11 protein-coding genes are annotated in these 15,109 nt (G+C 63.6%); 6 read left to right on the top strand and 5 right to left on the bottom strand.

What is annotated here, in order from left to right; genetic code table 11:
• Positions 1–187: 187 nt before the first annotated feature.
• Genes J4E53_RS25670 through J4E53_RS25685 form a run of 4 tightly spaced genes read right to left on the bottom strand, consistent with a single transcriptional unit; the run spans position 188 to position 5,075 of the window.
• Positions 188–1,051: an HlyD family secretion protein gene (locus J4E53_RS25670; RefSeq protein WP_103311316.1), complete on the bottom strand. Its 864-nt coding sequence runs from the start codon at positions 1,049–1,051 to the stop codon at positions 188–190.
• A gap of 10 nt (positions 1,052–1,061) precedes the next feature.
• Positions 1,062–1,262 carry a DUF1656 domain-containing protein gene (locus J4E53_RS25675; RefSeq protein WP_003205331.1) on the bottom strand — a complete coding sequence of 67 codons (201 nt, stop codon included), beginning with the start codon at positions 1,260–1,262 and terminating at the stop codon, positions 1,062–1,064.
• Positions 1,252–3,456: an FUSC family protein gene (locus J4E53_RS25680; protein WP_103311318.1), complete on the bottom strand. Its 2,205-nt coding sequence runs from the start codon at positions 3,454–3,456 to the stop codon at positions 1,252–1,254. Before J4E53_RS25680 ends, J4E53_RS25675 begins: the two co-directional genes overlap by 11 nt.
• The gene (locus J4E53_RS25685) at positions 3,453–5,075 is read right to left on the bottom strand and encodes an efflux transporter outer membrane subunit (protein WP_256587281.1); all 1,623 of its coding nucleotides are present in this window, start codon (positions 5,073–5,075) and stop codon (positions 3,453–3,455) included. The genes J4E53_RS25680 and J4E53_RS25685 overlap by 4 nt, the downstream gene beginning before the upstream one ends.
• Positions 5,076–5,399: 324 nt before the next feature.
• Here J4E53_RS25685 and J4E53_RS25690 point away from each other — a divergent pair, with 324 nt between their 5' ends.
• On the top strand, positions 5,400–6,368 hold the full coding sequence (locus J4E53_RS25690; RefSeq protein ID WP_060740766.1) for a LysR family transcriptional regulator: 969 nt from the start codon (positions 5,400–5,402) through the stop codon (positions 6,366–6,368).
• 27 nt (positions 6,369–6,395) lie between these two features.
• On the opposite strand, the gene J4E53_RS25695 is transcribed toward J4E53_RS25690, so the two are convergent.
• Positions 6,396–6,653 (bottom strand): hypothetical protein, encoded by a 258-nt coding sequence (locus tag J4E53_RS25695; RefSeq protein ID WP_060740765.1) that lies wholly within the window; start codon positions 6,651–6,653, stop codon positions 6,396–6,398.
• 235 nt (positions 6,654–6,888) lie between these two features.
• Here J4E53_RS25695 and J4E53_RS25700 point away from each other — a divergent pair, with 235 nt between their 5' ends.
• From J4E53_RS25700 to J4E53_RS25720, 5 genes are all read left to right on the top strand, one after another.
• Entirely contained in the window at positions 6,889–8,046 is a 1,158-nt protein-coding gene (locus tag J4E53_RS25700) for an efflux RND transporter periplasmic adaptor subunit (protein ID WP_060740764.1), read from the top strand.
• Positions 8,043–11,159 carry a multidrug efflux RND transporter permease subunit gene (locus J4E53_RS25705; protein WP_103310978.1) on the top strand — a complete coding sequence of 1,039 codons (3,117 nt, stop codon included), beginning with the start codon at positions 8,043–8,045 and terminating at the stop codon, positions 11,157–11,159. Before J4E53_RS25700 ends, J4E53_RS25705 begins: the two co-directional genes overlap by 4 nt.
• A 9-nt stretch (positions 11,160–11,168) precedes the next feature.
• Positions 11,169–11,852 carry a heavy metal response regulator transcription factor gene (locus tag J4E53_RS25710; RefSeq protein ID WP_060740762.1) on the top strand — a complete coding sequence of 228 codons (684 nt, stop codon included), beginning with the start codon at positions 11,169–11,171 and terminating at the stop codon, positions 11,850–11,852.
• Positions 11,839–13,206, top strand: a complete 1,368-nt coding sequence (locus tag J4E53_RS25715; RefSeq protein ID WP_103310977.1) for a heavy metal sensor histidine kinase — start codon at positions 11,839–11,841, stop codon at positions 13,204–13,206. Before J4E53_RS25710 ends, J4E53_RS25715 begins: the two co-directional genes overlap by 14 nt.
• Positions 13,207–13,467: 261 nt before the next feature.
• Positions 13,468–14,961: a sensor domain-containing diguanylate cyclase gene (locus tag J4E53_RS25720; protein ID WP_103310975.1), complete on the top strand. Its 1,494-nt coding sequence runs from the start codon at positions 13,468–13,470 to the stop codon at positions 14,959–14,961.
• The last annotated feature ends 148 nt before the right edge of the window (positions 14,962–15,109 follow it).

Consider the following 15,109-nt stretch of genomic DNA (forward strand, 5'->3'; position numbering starts at 1 on the left):
AGACTTGTGGTGTACACCAAATCTCGCCATCACCCCGGAAAAAATGTGGGAGCGAGCTTGCTCGCGATGACGGCGTGTCTGCCACCCTCGATGCGGCTGAACCACCGCTATCGCGAGCAAGCTCGCTCCCACAGGGATTTGTGGTGTAGATCAAATCTCACCATCCCCCCACAAATGATGCGATGCCTCAGCGCTTGGCGTGGGGCTCCACCACCACCGTGCAGGTCATCCCCGCCGCCAGCAGCACGCCGTCCGGCACGTCATCCAGATGAATGCGCACCGGCACTCGCTGGGCCAGGCGAACCCAGTTGAACGTGGGGTTCACATCGGCGATCAGTTCGCGGCTTTCGGGGTTGTCGCGGTCGTAGATGCCTCGGGAAATACTTTCCACATGGCCCTTGAGCGTCTCACCGCTCATCAACTGCAACTGCGCCGAATCGCCGACCCGCACCTTGGGCAATTTGGTCTCTTCGAAGAAGCCGTAGACCCAGAACGAATGCATGTCCACCACGGCCATTTTCGCCTCGCCGATGCGCGCATAGTCGCCGCGGTGCACGTTGAGGTTGGTGACGTAGCCATCCACCGCCGCGCGAACGTCGGTGCGCGACAGGTTCAGCTCCGCGGCTTCCAACTGGGCCTCGGCCTGCTGGTAGTCGGCCAGGGCCGAGTCGGCGATGTTGCTGGCGTCGTCGCGGTTTTCCCGGGAGATCACCAGGCTGTCCAAGTCGGCACGTCGATGGGCGTTGACCTTGCGCATCTCCCAGGTGGCCTTGCGCGACGCCACCAGGGAGCGCGCCTGCTTCACGGCGATGCGGTAATGCTCGGGGTCGATGCGCATCAACAAGTCGCCCTTTTTCACCGACTGGTTGTCGCGCACCGACACCTCGACCACCTCGCCGCTGACATCGGCGGCCACATTGATGATGTCGGCCCGCACCCGGCCATCGCGGGTCCAGGGCGTGTTCATGTAATGGACCCACAGCGTACGGCCGATCCACAACGCCAGGGCCAGTACCAACAGCGTCGCCAGCAGGCTGAAAAACTTTTTCATCGCATCGATCTCAACGGTAGACCGTCAGCGCCAGCGCGCCGAACAGACAGGTAAACAGACTCAGGCGCAACAACGCCGGGTGCCAGAAGAAACGGTACAGGTCCAACCCCGACAGGAAGCGGTCCAAGGCCCAGGCCAGGCCGGCGGCGATGAAAAACATCAGGGTCATGGTGGGCATGTACACGCCATGGAAGGCGATCTCACGGGGCATGTTCAGGTTCCTGGGGAAGCGATGTGGCATGCGCCATGGCATAGCCGGCCAATGGCGATTGCGGGTCCAGCAGCGAAGTGCGGATGAAATGCAGGTAGCTTTTCACCCGGCGCAGGGCCGAGGTGTCGAAATGCGGGGCGAAGGGTTCGTCGGTGGCCTGCACGCGGCCGATGGCATGATCCACCGCCACCAACGCACGCTCCAGATTGCTCTGGCCCGGCTGGCGGAACAGTCGCACCAGCGCCCGCCCCATCACCCGAATCGCCTGGCGCCATGGCTGGCCTTCGGCATACGCCGGGTGCACCGGCAAGATGGCCTGCTCCTTGCGCAACTCAATGATCGCGTGGCCGACTTCCAGCACCACGAACATCCAGCGCAGCAAGTCCCGTTGCACTTGGGGTTGCCCCGCCGCCAGACCGTAGGCCTGGTGCAGCAGGTCGCGGGTGCGGCTCTCAAAACTCGAGGCCAGCGCCTTCAGACGACCGCTAATGGCGAACACCACTTGCTCGCGCAGGTCCTGCTCCAATCGACGCCACAACCAGCGGCTGTTGGGCGGCAGGATGATCGCCCCGGCAGCGGCGCACACCAACATGCCGAGGATCATCGCGATGTAGTCGTTGATGAAGGCGTAAGGGTTGTAGACCGTCAGGTTGTCCGGCACTGAGCCGGTGCAAAAGAAAATCAGCAGCCCCAGGCCGACCCCGGCGTATTGCGGCCTGGAACTGAGGAACGAACCGAACATGATGACGGGAGCGAGCATCACGCAGAGCAACGGAAAACCATCGATCAGCGGGAAAATGAAAAACATCTCGACGAAGCCGACCAGCGCCCCGAACAACGTACCGCAGGCCATCTGGAAAGCCATGCGCTTGGGGTTCGGGGTGGCGGCCGAGAGGCCCACGGTGGCCGCGGCGATCATGGTCATGGTCGCGCCGCTCGGCCAGGCCGTGGCGACCCAATAGCTGCCCAGGACCAGCAGGATGAAAGCGGCGCGAAACCCCGATGCCGCGGCGGCCAGCCAGTTGGTCTGGGGCACGAACGGTTCGTCCCAGCGCTCGCGCTCGTGGCGATGCTCGGCCAGGGAGGCATGGGTCAGGGCGTAGCCGTGCAAGTCGTCGACAAAGCGATAAAGCAGCTCATAAGCGGTATGAAAGTCCAACTGCTCGCCATCGCTTGGCGCGGTGCCCTGGAACGCTGCCCGCAAGCGCCGTACCTGGGCCGGCAGGTCGGCCTTGTAGTCTGCCAGCGCCGCCGCCAACCGCGCTGCGTCGGCGTCGGTCAAGGCCCGTGCGCTGAAGCCGTCCAGCAGCTCGGCCAGGTTTTGCAAACCAGGCTTGATGGCGTTCACCACATGATCCGCCACCCCGCCGCGCAAGCGTTCGAGCAATTGGTGCAAGGCATTGAAACGGGTGGTGACACCCATGAATTCACTGTTCAAGCGACTGAGCCGGCCATTGCGCCGACGCATGTGTGGGTCTTCGAACACCGTCACGCTGCGCAGGCTCTCCAGGCCGACGGCTTCGGCGATAAAGCGCACGTTACCGGCCTCGAAGGCCTCCCGCTTGCTGCGTCCGCGCAAGCCGTCGGTGACAAACAGGGCGAACACGCCAAAGCGCTGGTACAAGGCGTTGCGCATGGCGGCGCTGGCGGTTTGCGGCAGGATCGCGGCACTGACCAGGGTCGAGCAGAGAATTCCCAGGGAAATCTCCAGCACCCGCCAGACCGCCGCCATGAACGCCCCTTCGGGGTGGGCCAACGCTGGCAAGCCGATCATCGCCGCGGTGTAGCCAGCCAGCACGAAACCATAGGCACGGAAGTTACGATACCGCGCCGCCCCTGCCGAACAGATGCCGACCCAAATCGCCAGGCAACCAAGGAACAGCTCGGTGTTCTGGGCGAACAGGGCGATCAGCGCCACCATCACCGCAGAACCCGCCAGGGTGCCGAGGAAACGGTAGAAGCTCTTGGCGAACACCTGCCCGCTCTGGGGCTGCATGACGATGAACACGGTGATCATGGCCGTGCGCGGTTGTGGCAATTCCAGGCGCATCGCCAGCCACAAGGTCAGGAACGCGGCAAACAGGACCTTGAAGATATAGACCCAGGTCACCCCGTCGCTGCGGGCCCAGTCGAAGAAACCACGGCGCCATTCGAGGCGATACAGCCGGCGTGCGGGGGCAAGTAAAGACATCATTGGATGCTGCTTACGCATCGTGGCGAGGGAGCTTGCTCCCGCTTGGGTTGTGCCTTGTCGGAACTGTGTAGGCGCTGTGTAGGAGCTGCCGAAGGCTGCGATCTTTTGATCTTTTGATCTTTCGCTTGAGACTCAAGTGTCGGGGGAAAGATCGCAGCCTCGTTGCACTCGACAGCTCCTACAGAGTCCAGCCCACCGCCCAACGCCGTCACCAGATCGGCATGGGCCGTCAGGCGAGCCGCCTCCACCTGTTGTTGCACCTGTTGCTGCTTGAACAACAGGCTTTGGGCGTTGAGCACATTGAGGTAGTCCGTCAGGCCGCGCTGGAACGCCACCTTTGCGATGTCGTAGGTACGCTGGGCCGCGGCCACCGATTCGGCGGCGAAGGCCTGCTGCTTGTCCATGGATTCGCGACGGATCAACTGATCGGAAATGCTCTTGAGCGCGTTCACCAGTGTCTGGTTGTAGTGCGCCAGGGCGATGTCATACCCGGCGGCCGCCTCGCCCAACTGCGAACGCAGGCGCCCGCCGTCGAAGATCGGCAACGTGATCGCCGGCCCGACGTTGTAGGTGAGTTTCTTGCCGGTCAAAAACTCCAGCGCCCCGCCACCGGTGGCCATGTAGCCGAGGCTCCCCACCAGGTCGACGTTGGGATAGAAGCCGGCCCGCGCCACATCGATGCCCCGGGCCTGGGCCGCCACTTGCCAACGCCCGGCCACCACATCCGGACGCTGGCCAAGCAGTTCGGCGGGCAAGGCCGACGGCAGCTTCAAGGGCGCGCCGAGGACCAGGGTCGGACGTTGCAACTGCGCACCCGCTCCCGGTCCCTTGCCCGCCAAGGCCGCCAATTGATTGCGGCTCAAGGCGATGGCCTCGTCCAGGGCATCGAGTTGGCGATGGGTCTCGGGCAGTGGCGCCTGGGCCTGGCTGACTTCGAAATGGGTGCCGATGCCACCGTCCAGGCGCTTCTGCGCCAGGTCGAGAATCTGCTCTTGTTGGCGCAGGGTCGCAGCGACGATATCGCGCTGGGCGTAGTGCAACGAAAACTGGATGTAGGCGCGCACGATGTTGTTCTGCAATTCCAGTTGCGCCTGCCGTGCCTCGGCGACGCTGACGTGGGCCAGGTCAACCGCCCGTTCGCTGGCATTGCGCTCACGGCCCCACAGGTCCAGGGCATAACTCAAGCCCAGGGCAGCATTGTTGTCCCAGGTCGTGGTGTCGGCCAACTCGCCCGGGCCGTAGAACTGATCGGTGGGCCAGTTATGGCGCTTGAGGGTCGACTCGCCATTGATCTGCAACGACTCGGCGGCCTCGGCAATACCGGCCATGGCCTTGGCCTGGCGTACTCGCGCCGCGGCCATGGCCAGGCTCGGGCTGCCTTGCACGGCCAGGTCGATCCAGCGATCCAGTTGCCGATCGCCATAGGCTTGCCACCACTGGCGGGTGGGCCAGCGGGCGTCGCGGGCGGCCTCGCGGATGGCGGCATCGGTCGCCAGTTGATTGGCCGGCAACACCTGGCCTTGCGGTGCAATACCACCTGTGCCAATGCAACCGCTGATGGTTAATGTCAGAACCCAAACACTGAGAGTCTTCAGCTCTCTGCTGATGCGACGCGGCACTTGCGCAAAATTCCTGAGGGAGGGGCATGACGACGAGGATGGCTGCCTGTTGACGCAAACTTGTGGGAGCGAGCTTGCTCGCGATGGCGTCCGGACATTCACCTCAAATGTTGAATGCAATGACCTCATCGCGAGCAAGCTCGCTCCCACAGGTGCCCACCAAGGCCCGCTCCTGCTTTGGCGGCAATTCTAGGCACCCCGCCGAACGGCGATAAGCCGACCTTTCTGCGAATCTTTGTTACCGTTAACGCGATAATCCATTAGTCGGGTCCCGCATCTCTGTAACTTCATGTCACAATTTGCCACCTCCCAAGAGAGCCCTCCATGGACACCTTGCAAAACATGCGCGCGTTCAGCTGTGTGGCCGAAGCCGGCAGTTTCACCGCCGCCGCCGTGCAACTGGATACCACCACAGCCAACGTCTCGCGTGCGGTTTCCAACCTGGAAGCCCATCTGCAAACCCGCCTGCTCAACCGCACCACGCGGCGCATTGCACTCACCGAGGCGGGTAAACGCTACTTGCTGCGTTGCGAGCAGATCCTGGCTTACGTCGAAGAAGCGGAAGCCGAGGCCAGCGACGCCCACGCGCGACCGGCCGGGCAGTTGAAGGTCCACACCATGACCGGCATCGGCCAGCATTTCGTGATCGACGCCATCGCCCGCTACCGCAAGACGCATCCGGACGTGACCTTCGACCTGACCCTGGCCAACCGGGTGCCGGACATCCTCGATGAGGGCTACGACGTCTCCATCGTGCTCGCCAGCGAACTGCCGGATTCGGGCTTCGTCTCCCAGCGCCTGGGGATCACCTACAGCATTGTCTGCGCCTCGCCCGCCTACGTGAAAGCCAGCGGCTGCCCGCAAAAACCCAGCGACCTGCTCAACCACGCCTGCCTGCGCCTGGTCAGCCCGGTCATCCCGCTGGAAAAATGGGTGTTCGACGGCCCGGAAGGCCAAGAGATGGTCACCATCAACAGTTCACCGTTCCTGGTGAACTCCGCCGATGCGATGAAAACCGCGATCACCAGCGGCATGGGCGTGGGGGTATTGCCGGTGTACGCGGCCATCGAAGGCTTGCGCAACGGCACGCTGGTGCGGGTCATGCCCAACTACCGCTCCCAGGAACTGAACCTCTACGCCATCTACCCGTCGCGCCAATACCTGGATGCGAAGATCAAGACCTGGGTCGAGTACCTGCGCGGCTCGTTGCCGGAAATTCTCGCGGCGCACCAGGCTGAGCTGACGGCTTACGAATTGAGTGGCAGCCTGGCAGGCGCACGGGTCACGAGCTGAAGTCGCCCCCGTGCTCGAAGGAGCAATTCAGCGCTTGCCCATGGAACGCCGCGTGCCGGGAGGCGCAGCGCCCGGGGTCTTGGTATGGCCATTCTTCGCGCCGTTCTTGTACCACGGCTGTTGCCCGGCGCCCTTGGCCGCCGCCAGTTCACCAGGTTTGAACGGGAATTTGAAAGCCGGGATCGCCGCTTTGATGTCCTCGCTGCTGGAAACATCGCTGACGGGCAAATCGGCCTGTTCGCCGCCGGGGAGATCGTCCGCGGGCGAAGGTGTCGGGGAAGTCATGTAAGGCTCCGGGTCATGCATGCAAGTCGGGCCCGAAGGGCGAGCCGCGAAAGGCGGCAGTATACCTGCCCGATATCACTGCGCGCTGGCAGTTTCATCCGGCATATGCATTCATCCGACAACAAGCCGGGACAAAACTGACAAGCCTGTCAGTTAGGCGTCACCTTCCTGACCGGCTCGCAACGCTATATAAGAAAGCTCCAACTCTTGCGTCTCGAACCGGCCCTTCATATCCATGCGCATCCAGAAGAAAACTGTCCTGATTGTCGTGCTGCTGATCGCCCTGGCGGCCCTCGCCCTCTGGTTTGTGCTCAAGCCCGTGACCGCCAGGCCCGGCGCTCCCGCCGCCGTTCCGGTACGGGCCGTCAGCGTGATGCAAAAGGATGTACCGCGCTTCGCCAGCGGCATCGGCACGGTGCTGTCGCTGCACAGCGTGGTGATCCGCCCGCAGATCGACGGCATCCTCACCCAACTGCTGGTCAAGGAGGGGCAACTGGTCAAGAAGGGTGACCTGCTGGCGACCATCGACGACCGCTCGATCCGCGCCAGCCTCGACCAGGCCCGGGCCCAGCTCGGCGAAAGCCAGGCACAACTGGCGGTGGCCCAGGTCAATCTCAAGCGCTACAAATTGCTGAGCGTCGATGACGGCGTCTCGAAGCAGACCTACGACCAGCAACAGGCGCTGGTCAACCAGCTCAAGGCGACCGCCCAGGGCAACCAGGCGGCCATTGACTCGGCACAGGTGCAACTGTCCTATACCCAGATCCGCTCCCCGGTGAGCGGTCGCGTCGGCATTCGCAACGTGGACGAAGGCAACTTCCTGCGCACCAGCGACGCCGAAGGCCTGTTCACGGTGACCCAGATCGACCCCATCGCCGTGGAGTTCTCCCTGCCCCAGCAAATGCTGCCCACCTTGCAACGGTTGATCGCCGCCCCCGAGCAAGCCTTGGTCAAGGCCTATATCGGCGCCGATGGCGCCACCGGGGAGCTGCTCGGCGAGGGGCGCCTGAGCCTCATCGACAACCAGATCAACGCCAACACCGGAACTCTGCGGGCCAAGGCTGAATTCAACAACGCCGCGCAACGGCTGTGGCCGGGGCAACTGGTGACACTGAAAATCCAGACCGCCATCGACAAGGACGCCCTGGTGGTACCGCCTACTGTGGTCCAGCGCGGCCTGGAGCAACACTTCGTGTACCGCATAAAGGGCGACAAGGTCGAGAGCGTGCCGGTGGTGATGGTTTACCAGGACAGCGACCTGCACATCATCAAGGGGGTGAATGCCGGCGACCAACTGGTGAGCGACGGCCAGTCGCGGCTCAAGCCGGGCAGCCACATCCAGGTGCTCAGCGATCCACCCGCCCTGGCCAAGACCGCGGAGCCGCAGCCATGAAGGGGCGCGGTTCGGTTTCGGCGTGGTGCATCGACCACCCTATCGCCACGGTACTGCTGACCTTTGCCCTGGTGCTGCTGGGGGTGATCGCGTTTCCTCGCCTGCCCGTCGCGCCGTTGCCGGAGGCGGAATTCCCAACCATCCAGGTCAACGCCCAGTTGCCCGGGGCCAGCCCCGAAACCATGGCGTCGTCGGTGGCGACGCCGCTGGAAGTGCAATTCAGTGCCATTCCCGGCATTACCCAGATGACCTCCAGCAGCGCCCTGGGCTCGACCAACCTGATCCTGCAATTCAGCCTCGATAAAAGCATCGACACCGCCGCCCAGGAAGTGCAGGCGGCGATCAACACCGCCGCCGGCAAACTGCCCAACGACATGCCGAACCTGCCGACCTGGCGCAAGGTCAACCCCGCCGACAGTCCGGTGCTGATCCTCAGCATCAGTTCCACGCTGATGCCCGGCACCGAACTGAGCGACTACGTCGAAACCCTGCTCTCCCGTCAGATCAGCCAGATCGATGGCGTAGGACAAATCTACATCACCGGCCAGCAACGTCCGGCGATCCGGGTCCAGGCCTCGGCCGACCGGCTCGCCGCCATCGGCCTGACCCTGGCGGACATTCGCCTGGCGCTCCAACAGGCCAGCCTCAACCTGGCCAAGGGCGCCTTGTACGGTGAATCGAGTATTTCCACCCTGTCCACCAACGACCAGTTGTTCAAGCCTGCGGAGTACGGAGAGCTGATCGTGTCCTACCGGGACGGGGCACCGGTTCACCTCAAGGACATCGCCAAGGTGGTCAACGGCTCGGAAAACGCCTACGTCCAGGCCTGGTCCGACAACGAGCCCGGGGTCAACCTGGTGATTTTCCGGCAACCGGGGGCCAATATCGTCGAGACCGTCGACCGCATCCAGGCGGCCCTGCCCACCCTGCAAGCCATGTTGCCCGCGGCGGTGCAGGTCAAGGTGCTGATCGACCGCACCCAGACTATTCGCGCCTCGCTGCACGAAGTGGAAATCACCTTGCTGATCGCGGTGCTGCTGGTGGTGGCGGTGATGGCGTTGTTCCTGCGCCAGCTCTCGGCGACCCTGATCGTCTCGGCGGTGCTGGGGGTGTCGCTGACCGCCAGTTTTGCCCTGATGTACGTGATGGGTTTCAGCCTGAACAACCTGACCCTGGTGGCGATCGTCATCTCGGTAGGGTTCGTGGTGGACGATGCGATTGTGGTGGTGGAGAACATCCACCGGCACCTGGAGGCCGGCGATGGCATGCGCGAGGCGGCGATCAAGGGGGCCGGCGAAATCGGCTTTACCGTGGTCTCCATCAGTTTCTCGCTGATCGCCGCGTTCATTCCGCTGCTGTTCATGGGCGGCGTGGTCGGGCGCCTGTTCAAGGAGTTTGCCCTGACCGCCACCTCGACCATCCTGATCTCGGTGGTCGTGTCCCTCACGTTGGCGCCGACCCTGGCCGCGCTGTTCATGCGCGCCCCGGTGCATCACGCCCATGGCAAGGCGGGGTTCGGCGAACGCCTGCTGGGCGGGTATGAGCGGGGCCTGCGCAAGGCCCTGGCCCATCAGAAGCTGATGATCGGCGTGTTCGGCCTGACCCTGGCGATGGCGGTGGTGGGCTATGTGTTCATTCCCAAGGGTTTCTTCCCGGTACAGGACACCGGCCTGGTGCTGGGCACCAGCGAAGCCGCCGCCGATGTGTCGTTCCCGGACATGGTGGCCAAGCACAAGGCCCTGGCCGACATCGTCGCCGCCGACCCTGCGGTGCAGACCTTCTCCCACTCCGTCGGCGTCTCGGGCAACAACCAGACCATCGCCAACGGCCGTTTCTGGATCGCCCTCAAGCCCCGGGGCGAGCGTGATGTGTCGGCCAGCGGCTTCATCGACCGGATCCGCCCGCAACTGCTGAAAATCCCCGGCGTGGTGCTGTACCTCAGGGCCGGGCAGGACATCAACCTCAGCTCCGGCCCCAGCCGCGCCCAGTATCAATACGTGCTCAAGAGCAACGACGGGCCGAGCCTCAACGCCTGGACGCAAAAACTCACCGACAAGCTGCGCGGCAACCCGGCGTTCCGTGACATCTCCAACGACCTGCAACTGGGCGGCAGCATCACCCACATCAACATCGACCGCAGCGCGGCGGCGCGCTTCGGCCTCACCGCCACCGATGTCGACCAGGCCCTGTACGACGCCTTCGGCCAGCGGCAGATCAATGAATTCCAGACCGAGACCAACCAGTACAACGTGATCCTGGAGCTCGATACCGCGCAGCGGGGCAAGGCCGAAAGCCTGGCGTATTTCTACCTGCGTTCGCCCCTGAGTGGGGAAATGGTGCCGCTCTCGGCCCTGGCCCGCTTCGATGCGCCGAGCAACGGCCCGCTGTCGATTGCCCACGACGGCATGTTCCCGGCCGCCAACCTGTCGTTCAACCTGGCGCCCGGCGTGGCCCTGGGAGACGCGGTGCGCCTGCTCGACCAGGCGAAGAACGAAATCGGCATGCCGGCAGCCATCACTGGCAATTTCCAGGGTGCGGCCCAGGCCTTCCAAAGCTCGCTGGCGAGCCAGCCGTGGCTGATCCTCGCCGCGCTGGTGGCCGTGTACATCATTCTCGGCGTGCTCTACGAGAGTTTCGTGCACCCGCTGACGATCATCTCCACCCTGCCCTCGGCCGGCCTCGGCGCGCTGATCATGCTCTGGCTGCTGGGCCAGGACTTTTCGATCATGGCGCTGATCGGGCTGGTGCTGCTGATCGGGATCGTCAAGAAGAACGGCATCCTGATGATCGACTTCGCCCTCGACGCCCAGCGCAACAAAGGGCTGGCCCCCCAGGAGGCGATTTTCCAGGCGTGCCTGACACGCTTCCGCCCGATCATGATGACCACCCTGGCGGCCCTGCTCGGAGCCCTGCCGCTGATGCTCGGCTATGGCCCCGGCGCGGAACTGCGCCAGCCCCTGGGCATCGCGGTGGTGGGCGGCCTGTTGGTGAGCCAGGCGCTGACGCTGTTCACGACACCGGTCATATACTTGTGGCTCGAGCGAGTGTTCCATCGGCCCGCCCATCAGCCAGGGTCGGCGCCGACGGCGGCGCTGGCGAGCACAGACCACTGAGGCGGGGCCATGCGCGTTCTGATCATTGAAGACGAAGAAAAAACCGCGGACTACCTGCACCGCGGCCTGACCGAACAGGGCTACACCGTGGACGTGGCGCCAGACGGTATCGAAGGGCTGCACCTGGCCCTGGAAACCGACTATGCGGTGATCGTGCTCGACGTGATGCTGCCGGGCCTGGACGGCTTCGGCGTACTGCGGGCCCTGCGCGCCCGCAAGCAGACACCGGTGATCATGCTCACCGCCCGGGAACGGGTCGAAGACCGCATCAAGGGCTTGCGCGACGGGGCCGATGACTACCTGGGCAAGCCCTTCTCCTTCCTCGAACTGGTGGCGCGCCTGCAAGCCCTGACCCGCCGCAGCGGCGGCCATGAACCGGTGCAGGTGAGCATCGCCGACCTGTGGATCGACCTGATCAGCCGCAAGGCCACCCGCGCCGGCCAACGCCTGGACCTGACCGCCAAGGAGTTCTCCCTGCTCAGCGTCCTGGCTCGCCGCCAGGGCGAAATCCTCTCGAAAACCGCCATTGCCGAAATGGTCTGGGACATCAACTTCGACAGTGACGCCAACGTGGTGGAAGTGGCGATCAAACGCTTGCGGGCCAAGCTCGACGGGCCGTTCGAACAGAAGTTGCTGCACACCATTCGCGGCATGGGTTATGTGCTGGAGAGTCGCAGCGATGAGCGTCCCTGAGAGCATCGCCCTGCGCTTGAGCGCCATGTTCACGCTGGTGGCGGCGCTGGTGTTCCTGTTGATCGGGGGCGCTTTGTACCAACAGGTCGGCAAGGGCCTGGGCCTGTTGCCCGAAGCCGAGCTCGATGCCCGCTACAGTGTCCTGGAGTCCACCGTCGGCCGCTACGGCACGCCTGAACACTGGGTGAAGATCAACAACAAGCTGCGATTGCTCGGTGAAGAAGACAAGCGCATCCATTTCTGGATCGTCAGCGACGATCCGCGCTTTGAATACGGCGATCCCGATGCGCAGATCCGCACCTTTGCCCAAGGCCCGCTGGGTAAGCGCGACCTGACGTTGCCCCATCGGCACTACCCGATGAAAGTGCTGGTGAGCCAATTCCCGGCCAAGGACCAACGCCCGCCGCTGCGCTTCATGATCGGCATCGACACCGAGACCTTCTACCAGACCCAGCATCGCCTGTTGGTGGCGCTGGTGAGCCTGGCGATTGTCGGCGTAGTCCTGGCCTCGTTGCTGGGCTACTGGGTCGCACGCATCGGTCTCAAACCGCTGATCAAGCTGTCCGAGGAAGCCCGGCGCCTGGCCCCACCCCGCCTGTCCGGGCGCTTGCAACTGTCGCCCTTGCCGCCGGAGCTGAGCCAGTTCGTCAGTTCCTTCAACGCCACACTGGACCGGGTCGAACAGGCTTACTCGCGGCTGGAGTCGTTCAATGCCGACGTCGCCCATGAATTACGCTCGCCCCTGACCAACCTGATCGGCCAGACCCAGGTGGCACTGACCCGTGGCCGCTCGGCTGAACATTACTTCGAAGTGTTGCAATCGAATCTCGAGGAGCTGGAGCGGCTGCGCTCGATCATCAACGACATGCTATTCCTGGCCAGCGCCGACCAGGGCAGCAAGGCCACCAAGTTGACCAGCGCCTCCCTGGCCGGCGAAGTGGCGACCACCCTCGATTACCTGGATTTCATTCTGGAAGATGCCCAGGTCCAGGTCCGGGTCAGCGGCGACGCCCAGGCCAACATCGAGATCGCTCACCTGCGGCGGGCGCTGATCAACCTGCTGAGCAACGCCGTACAGCACACCGCGCCCGGGCAAGTGATCGACGTGCGCATCGAAGCCCTTGGCGACGAGATCACCCTCGCCGTCACCAACCCCGGCGAACCGATTGCCGGCGAGCATCTGCCACGCCTGTTCGAACGCTTCTATCGCGTCGATGCCTCGCGCAGCAACAGTGGCGCCAACCATGGGCTGGGGCTGGCCATCGTCAAGGCCATTGCACTGATGCATGGTGGCGATGTGTTTGTGCACAGCGACCAGGGTGCCAACACGTTCGGGATCCGCTTGCCAGCCTGACGCCCCTCCTCCCATAAGTTTGTACGCCTCTTCAGGTCTTTCCAGGCCAATGAATGCTGGGCGAAAGCCAACTGTAGCAAAATCGGAATACCGTCCGAACGCGCCCCCAGCTTTCATTAATTACCGGGTAATCGCGCAAACACTGATTGCCCGCTCTCATTGATCCAAGCACAATCAGCAAAAGGCCAGCATCTGGTTCATTGCCGGTTTGCAATCCTTTGGGACGGATCCCAGCCACATGACAATGCAGACATCGGAACCATGAGCGCGCGCAGTGCGACACCCGGCAACACCCCGCTTTCGAGACGTTCGGAACGGGTATTCGTACTGGCCAGCTCGCTGGTTGTCATTGCCATCCTGAGCATCGTGACGTTTCTGTTGATCCGCGAACATGCCGCCGCACAGCAGGCGGCAACACGTGCGGCGACCAATATCGTGCAATTGATTGACGCCGATGTGCTGCGTAACGTGGAGCTCTACGATCTGTCGCTGCAAGGTCTGGCCGCCGCCGCCAAACGCGACGACCTGAAAGACGTTTCGCCGGCGATTCGCCATCTGGCGCTGTTCGACCGCGCCACCGCCGCCCCCTACAAAGGCGACATCCTGCTGCTCGACAAGCGTGGCGATGTAATCGCCGACTCCGCCTCGGTCGAACCGCGCAAAGGCAATTACGCCGACCGGGAATATTTCCAGTCCCATGTCCAGGACCCGAGCCTGGGCATGATGATCAGTCGCCCGTTCCGTTCCAGGAGTGCCACCCACGATTGGCGCATCAGTTTCAGCTATCGACTGAGCGACGAGCGGGGTGAGTTCATGGGCGTGGCCGAGGCCGCGATGCGCCTGAACTACTTCAGCCAGCTGTTCAAAAGCCTGAACGTCGGCCACGGGACGGTCAACCTGGTCAGCCGCGATGGGATTCTGCTGGCCCAGGAACCGCCCCTGGCCGACGACATGATCGGCAAGGACTTCAGCAACCGACCGAACTTCGTACGCATCCTGCGTGAAGGTAACGGCAGTTTTACCGGCATCTCCAGTGTTGATCAGACACAGCGGCTGTACACCTTTTCCCAGGTGGGCAACCTGCCATTGATCGTCGTGGTAGCGCTCTCCTACCAAGAGGTTTTCGCCTCATGGCAACGCACGGCATTGTTGGTCAGCGGCGCCACCGGCGCGCTGTGCATCGGTTTGCTCTGGCTCACCTGGCTGCTGCGCCGCGAATTGCGCCGCCGTTACAGAGCTGAACGGGAATTGGCCCAACTGGCGTCCGTCGACGCCCTCACAGGCCTGGCCAACCGACGAACACTGGACGAGACATTGCAACAGGAATGGCTGCGCGCCCAACGTTCGGGCCAACCGTTGTCTGTGCTGATGATCGATGCCGATCATTTCAAGGCGTTCAACGATCGCCATGGTCATCAGCAGGGTGACGAGGCCCTGCGCACCTTGGCGCAATTGATCGGCCAGCATGTCCGACGCCCCGCCGACCTGGCGGCGCGCTATGGCGGTGAGGAGTTCTCGGTGGTGCTGCCGGAGACCACCACCGCTGGCGCCTTCACCATGGCCCAGAATATTCGCGACGCGGTGGAACAACTGCCACCGGTGTCCGAGGGGGAAGCGCCCATGACGGTCAGTATCGGCATCGCCACTTGGACTCAGGGACCGTACAGCAAACTCGAACAACTCTTGTTCGCCGCGGACAAGGCGCTGTACCAGGCCAAGGCCAGCGGGCGCAACCGTGTGGTCTGCGCGATGTAACACCGGAGCACCCAAAGGCTATGGACACTGCGCTCGGTGGCGAGGGAGCTTGCTCCCGCTGGGCTGCGCAGCAGCCCCAGACGGCCCTGACTAATGAGTTTGAAACACCGCGGCGCCAGATTTCAGGGCCGCTGCGCGCCCCAGCGGG

Origin of the sequence: Pseudomonas sp. FW305-28 (assembly GCF_017351395.1) — a bacterium.
In the GTDB taxonomy this organism is placed as follows: Bacteria; Pseudomonadota; Gammaproteobacteria; order Pseudomonadales; family Pseudomonadaceae; genus Aquipseudomonas; species Aquipseudomonas fluorescens_AA.

Coding starts and splice junctions, on each gene's coding strand:
- J4E53_RS25670 (WP_103311316.1), bottom strand. CDS start 1,051: ATGAAAAAGTTTTTCAGCCTGCTGGCGACGCTGTTGGTACTGGCCCTG.
- J4E53_RS25675 (WP_003205331.1), bottom strand. CDS start 1,262: ATGCCCCGTGAGATCGCCTTCCATGGCGTGTACATGCCCACCATGACC.
- J4E53_RS25680 (WP_103311318.1), bottom strand. CDS start 3,456: ATGATGTCTTTACTTGCCCCCGCACGCCGGCTGTATCGCCTCGAATGG.
- J4E53_RS25690 (WP_060740766.1), top strand. CDS start 5,400: ATGGACACCTTGCAAAACATGCGCGCGTTCAGCTGTGTGGCCGAAGCC.
- J4E53_RS25695 (WP_060740765.1), bottom strand. CDS start 6,653: ATGACTTCCCCGACACCTTCGCCCGCGGACGATCTCCCCGGCGGCGAA.
- J4E53_RS25700 (WP_060740764.1), top strand. CDS start 6,889: ATGCGCATCCAGAAGAAAACTGTCCTGATTGTCGTGCTGCTGATCGCC.
- J4E53_RS25705 (WP_103310978.1), top strand. CDS start 8,043: ATGAAGGGGCGCGGTTCGGTTTCGGCGTGGTGCATCGACCACCCTATC.
- J4E53_RS25710 (WP_060740762.1), top strand. CDS start 11,169: ATGCGCGTTCTGATCATTGAAGACGAAGAAAAAACCGCGGACTACCTG.
- J4E53_RS25715 (WP_103310977.1), top strand. CDS start 11,839: ATGAGCGTCCCTGAGAGCATCGCCCTGCGCTTGAGCGCCATGTTCACG.
- J4E53_RS25720 (WP_103310975.1), top strand. CDS start 13,468: ATGAGCGCGCGCAGTGCGACACCCGGCAACACCCCGCTTTCGAGACGT.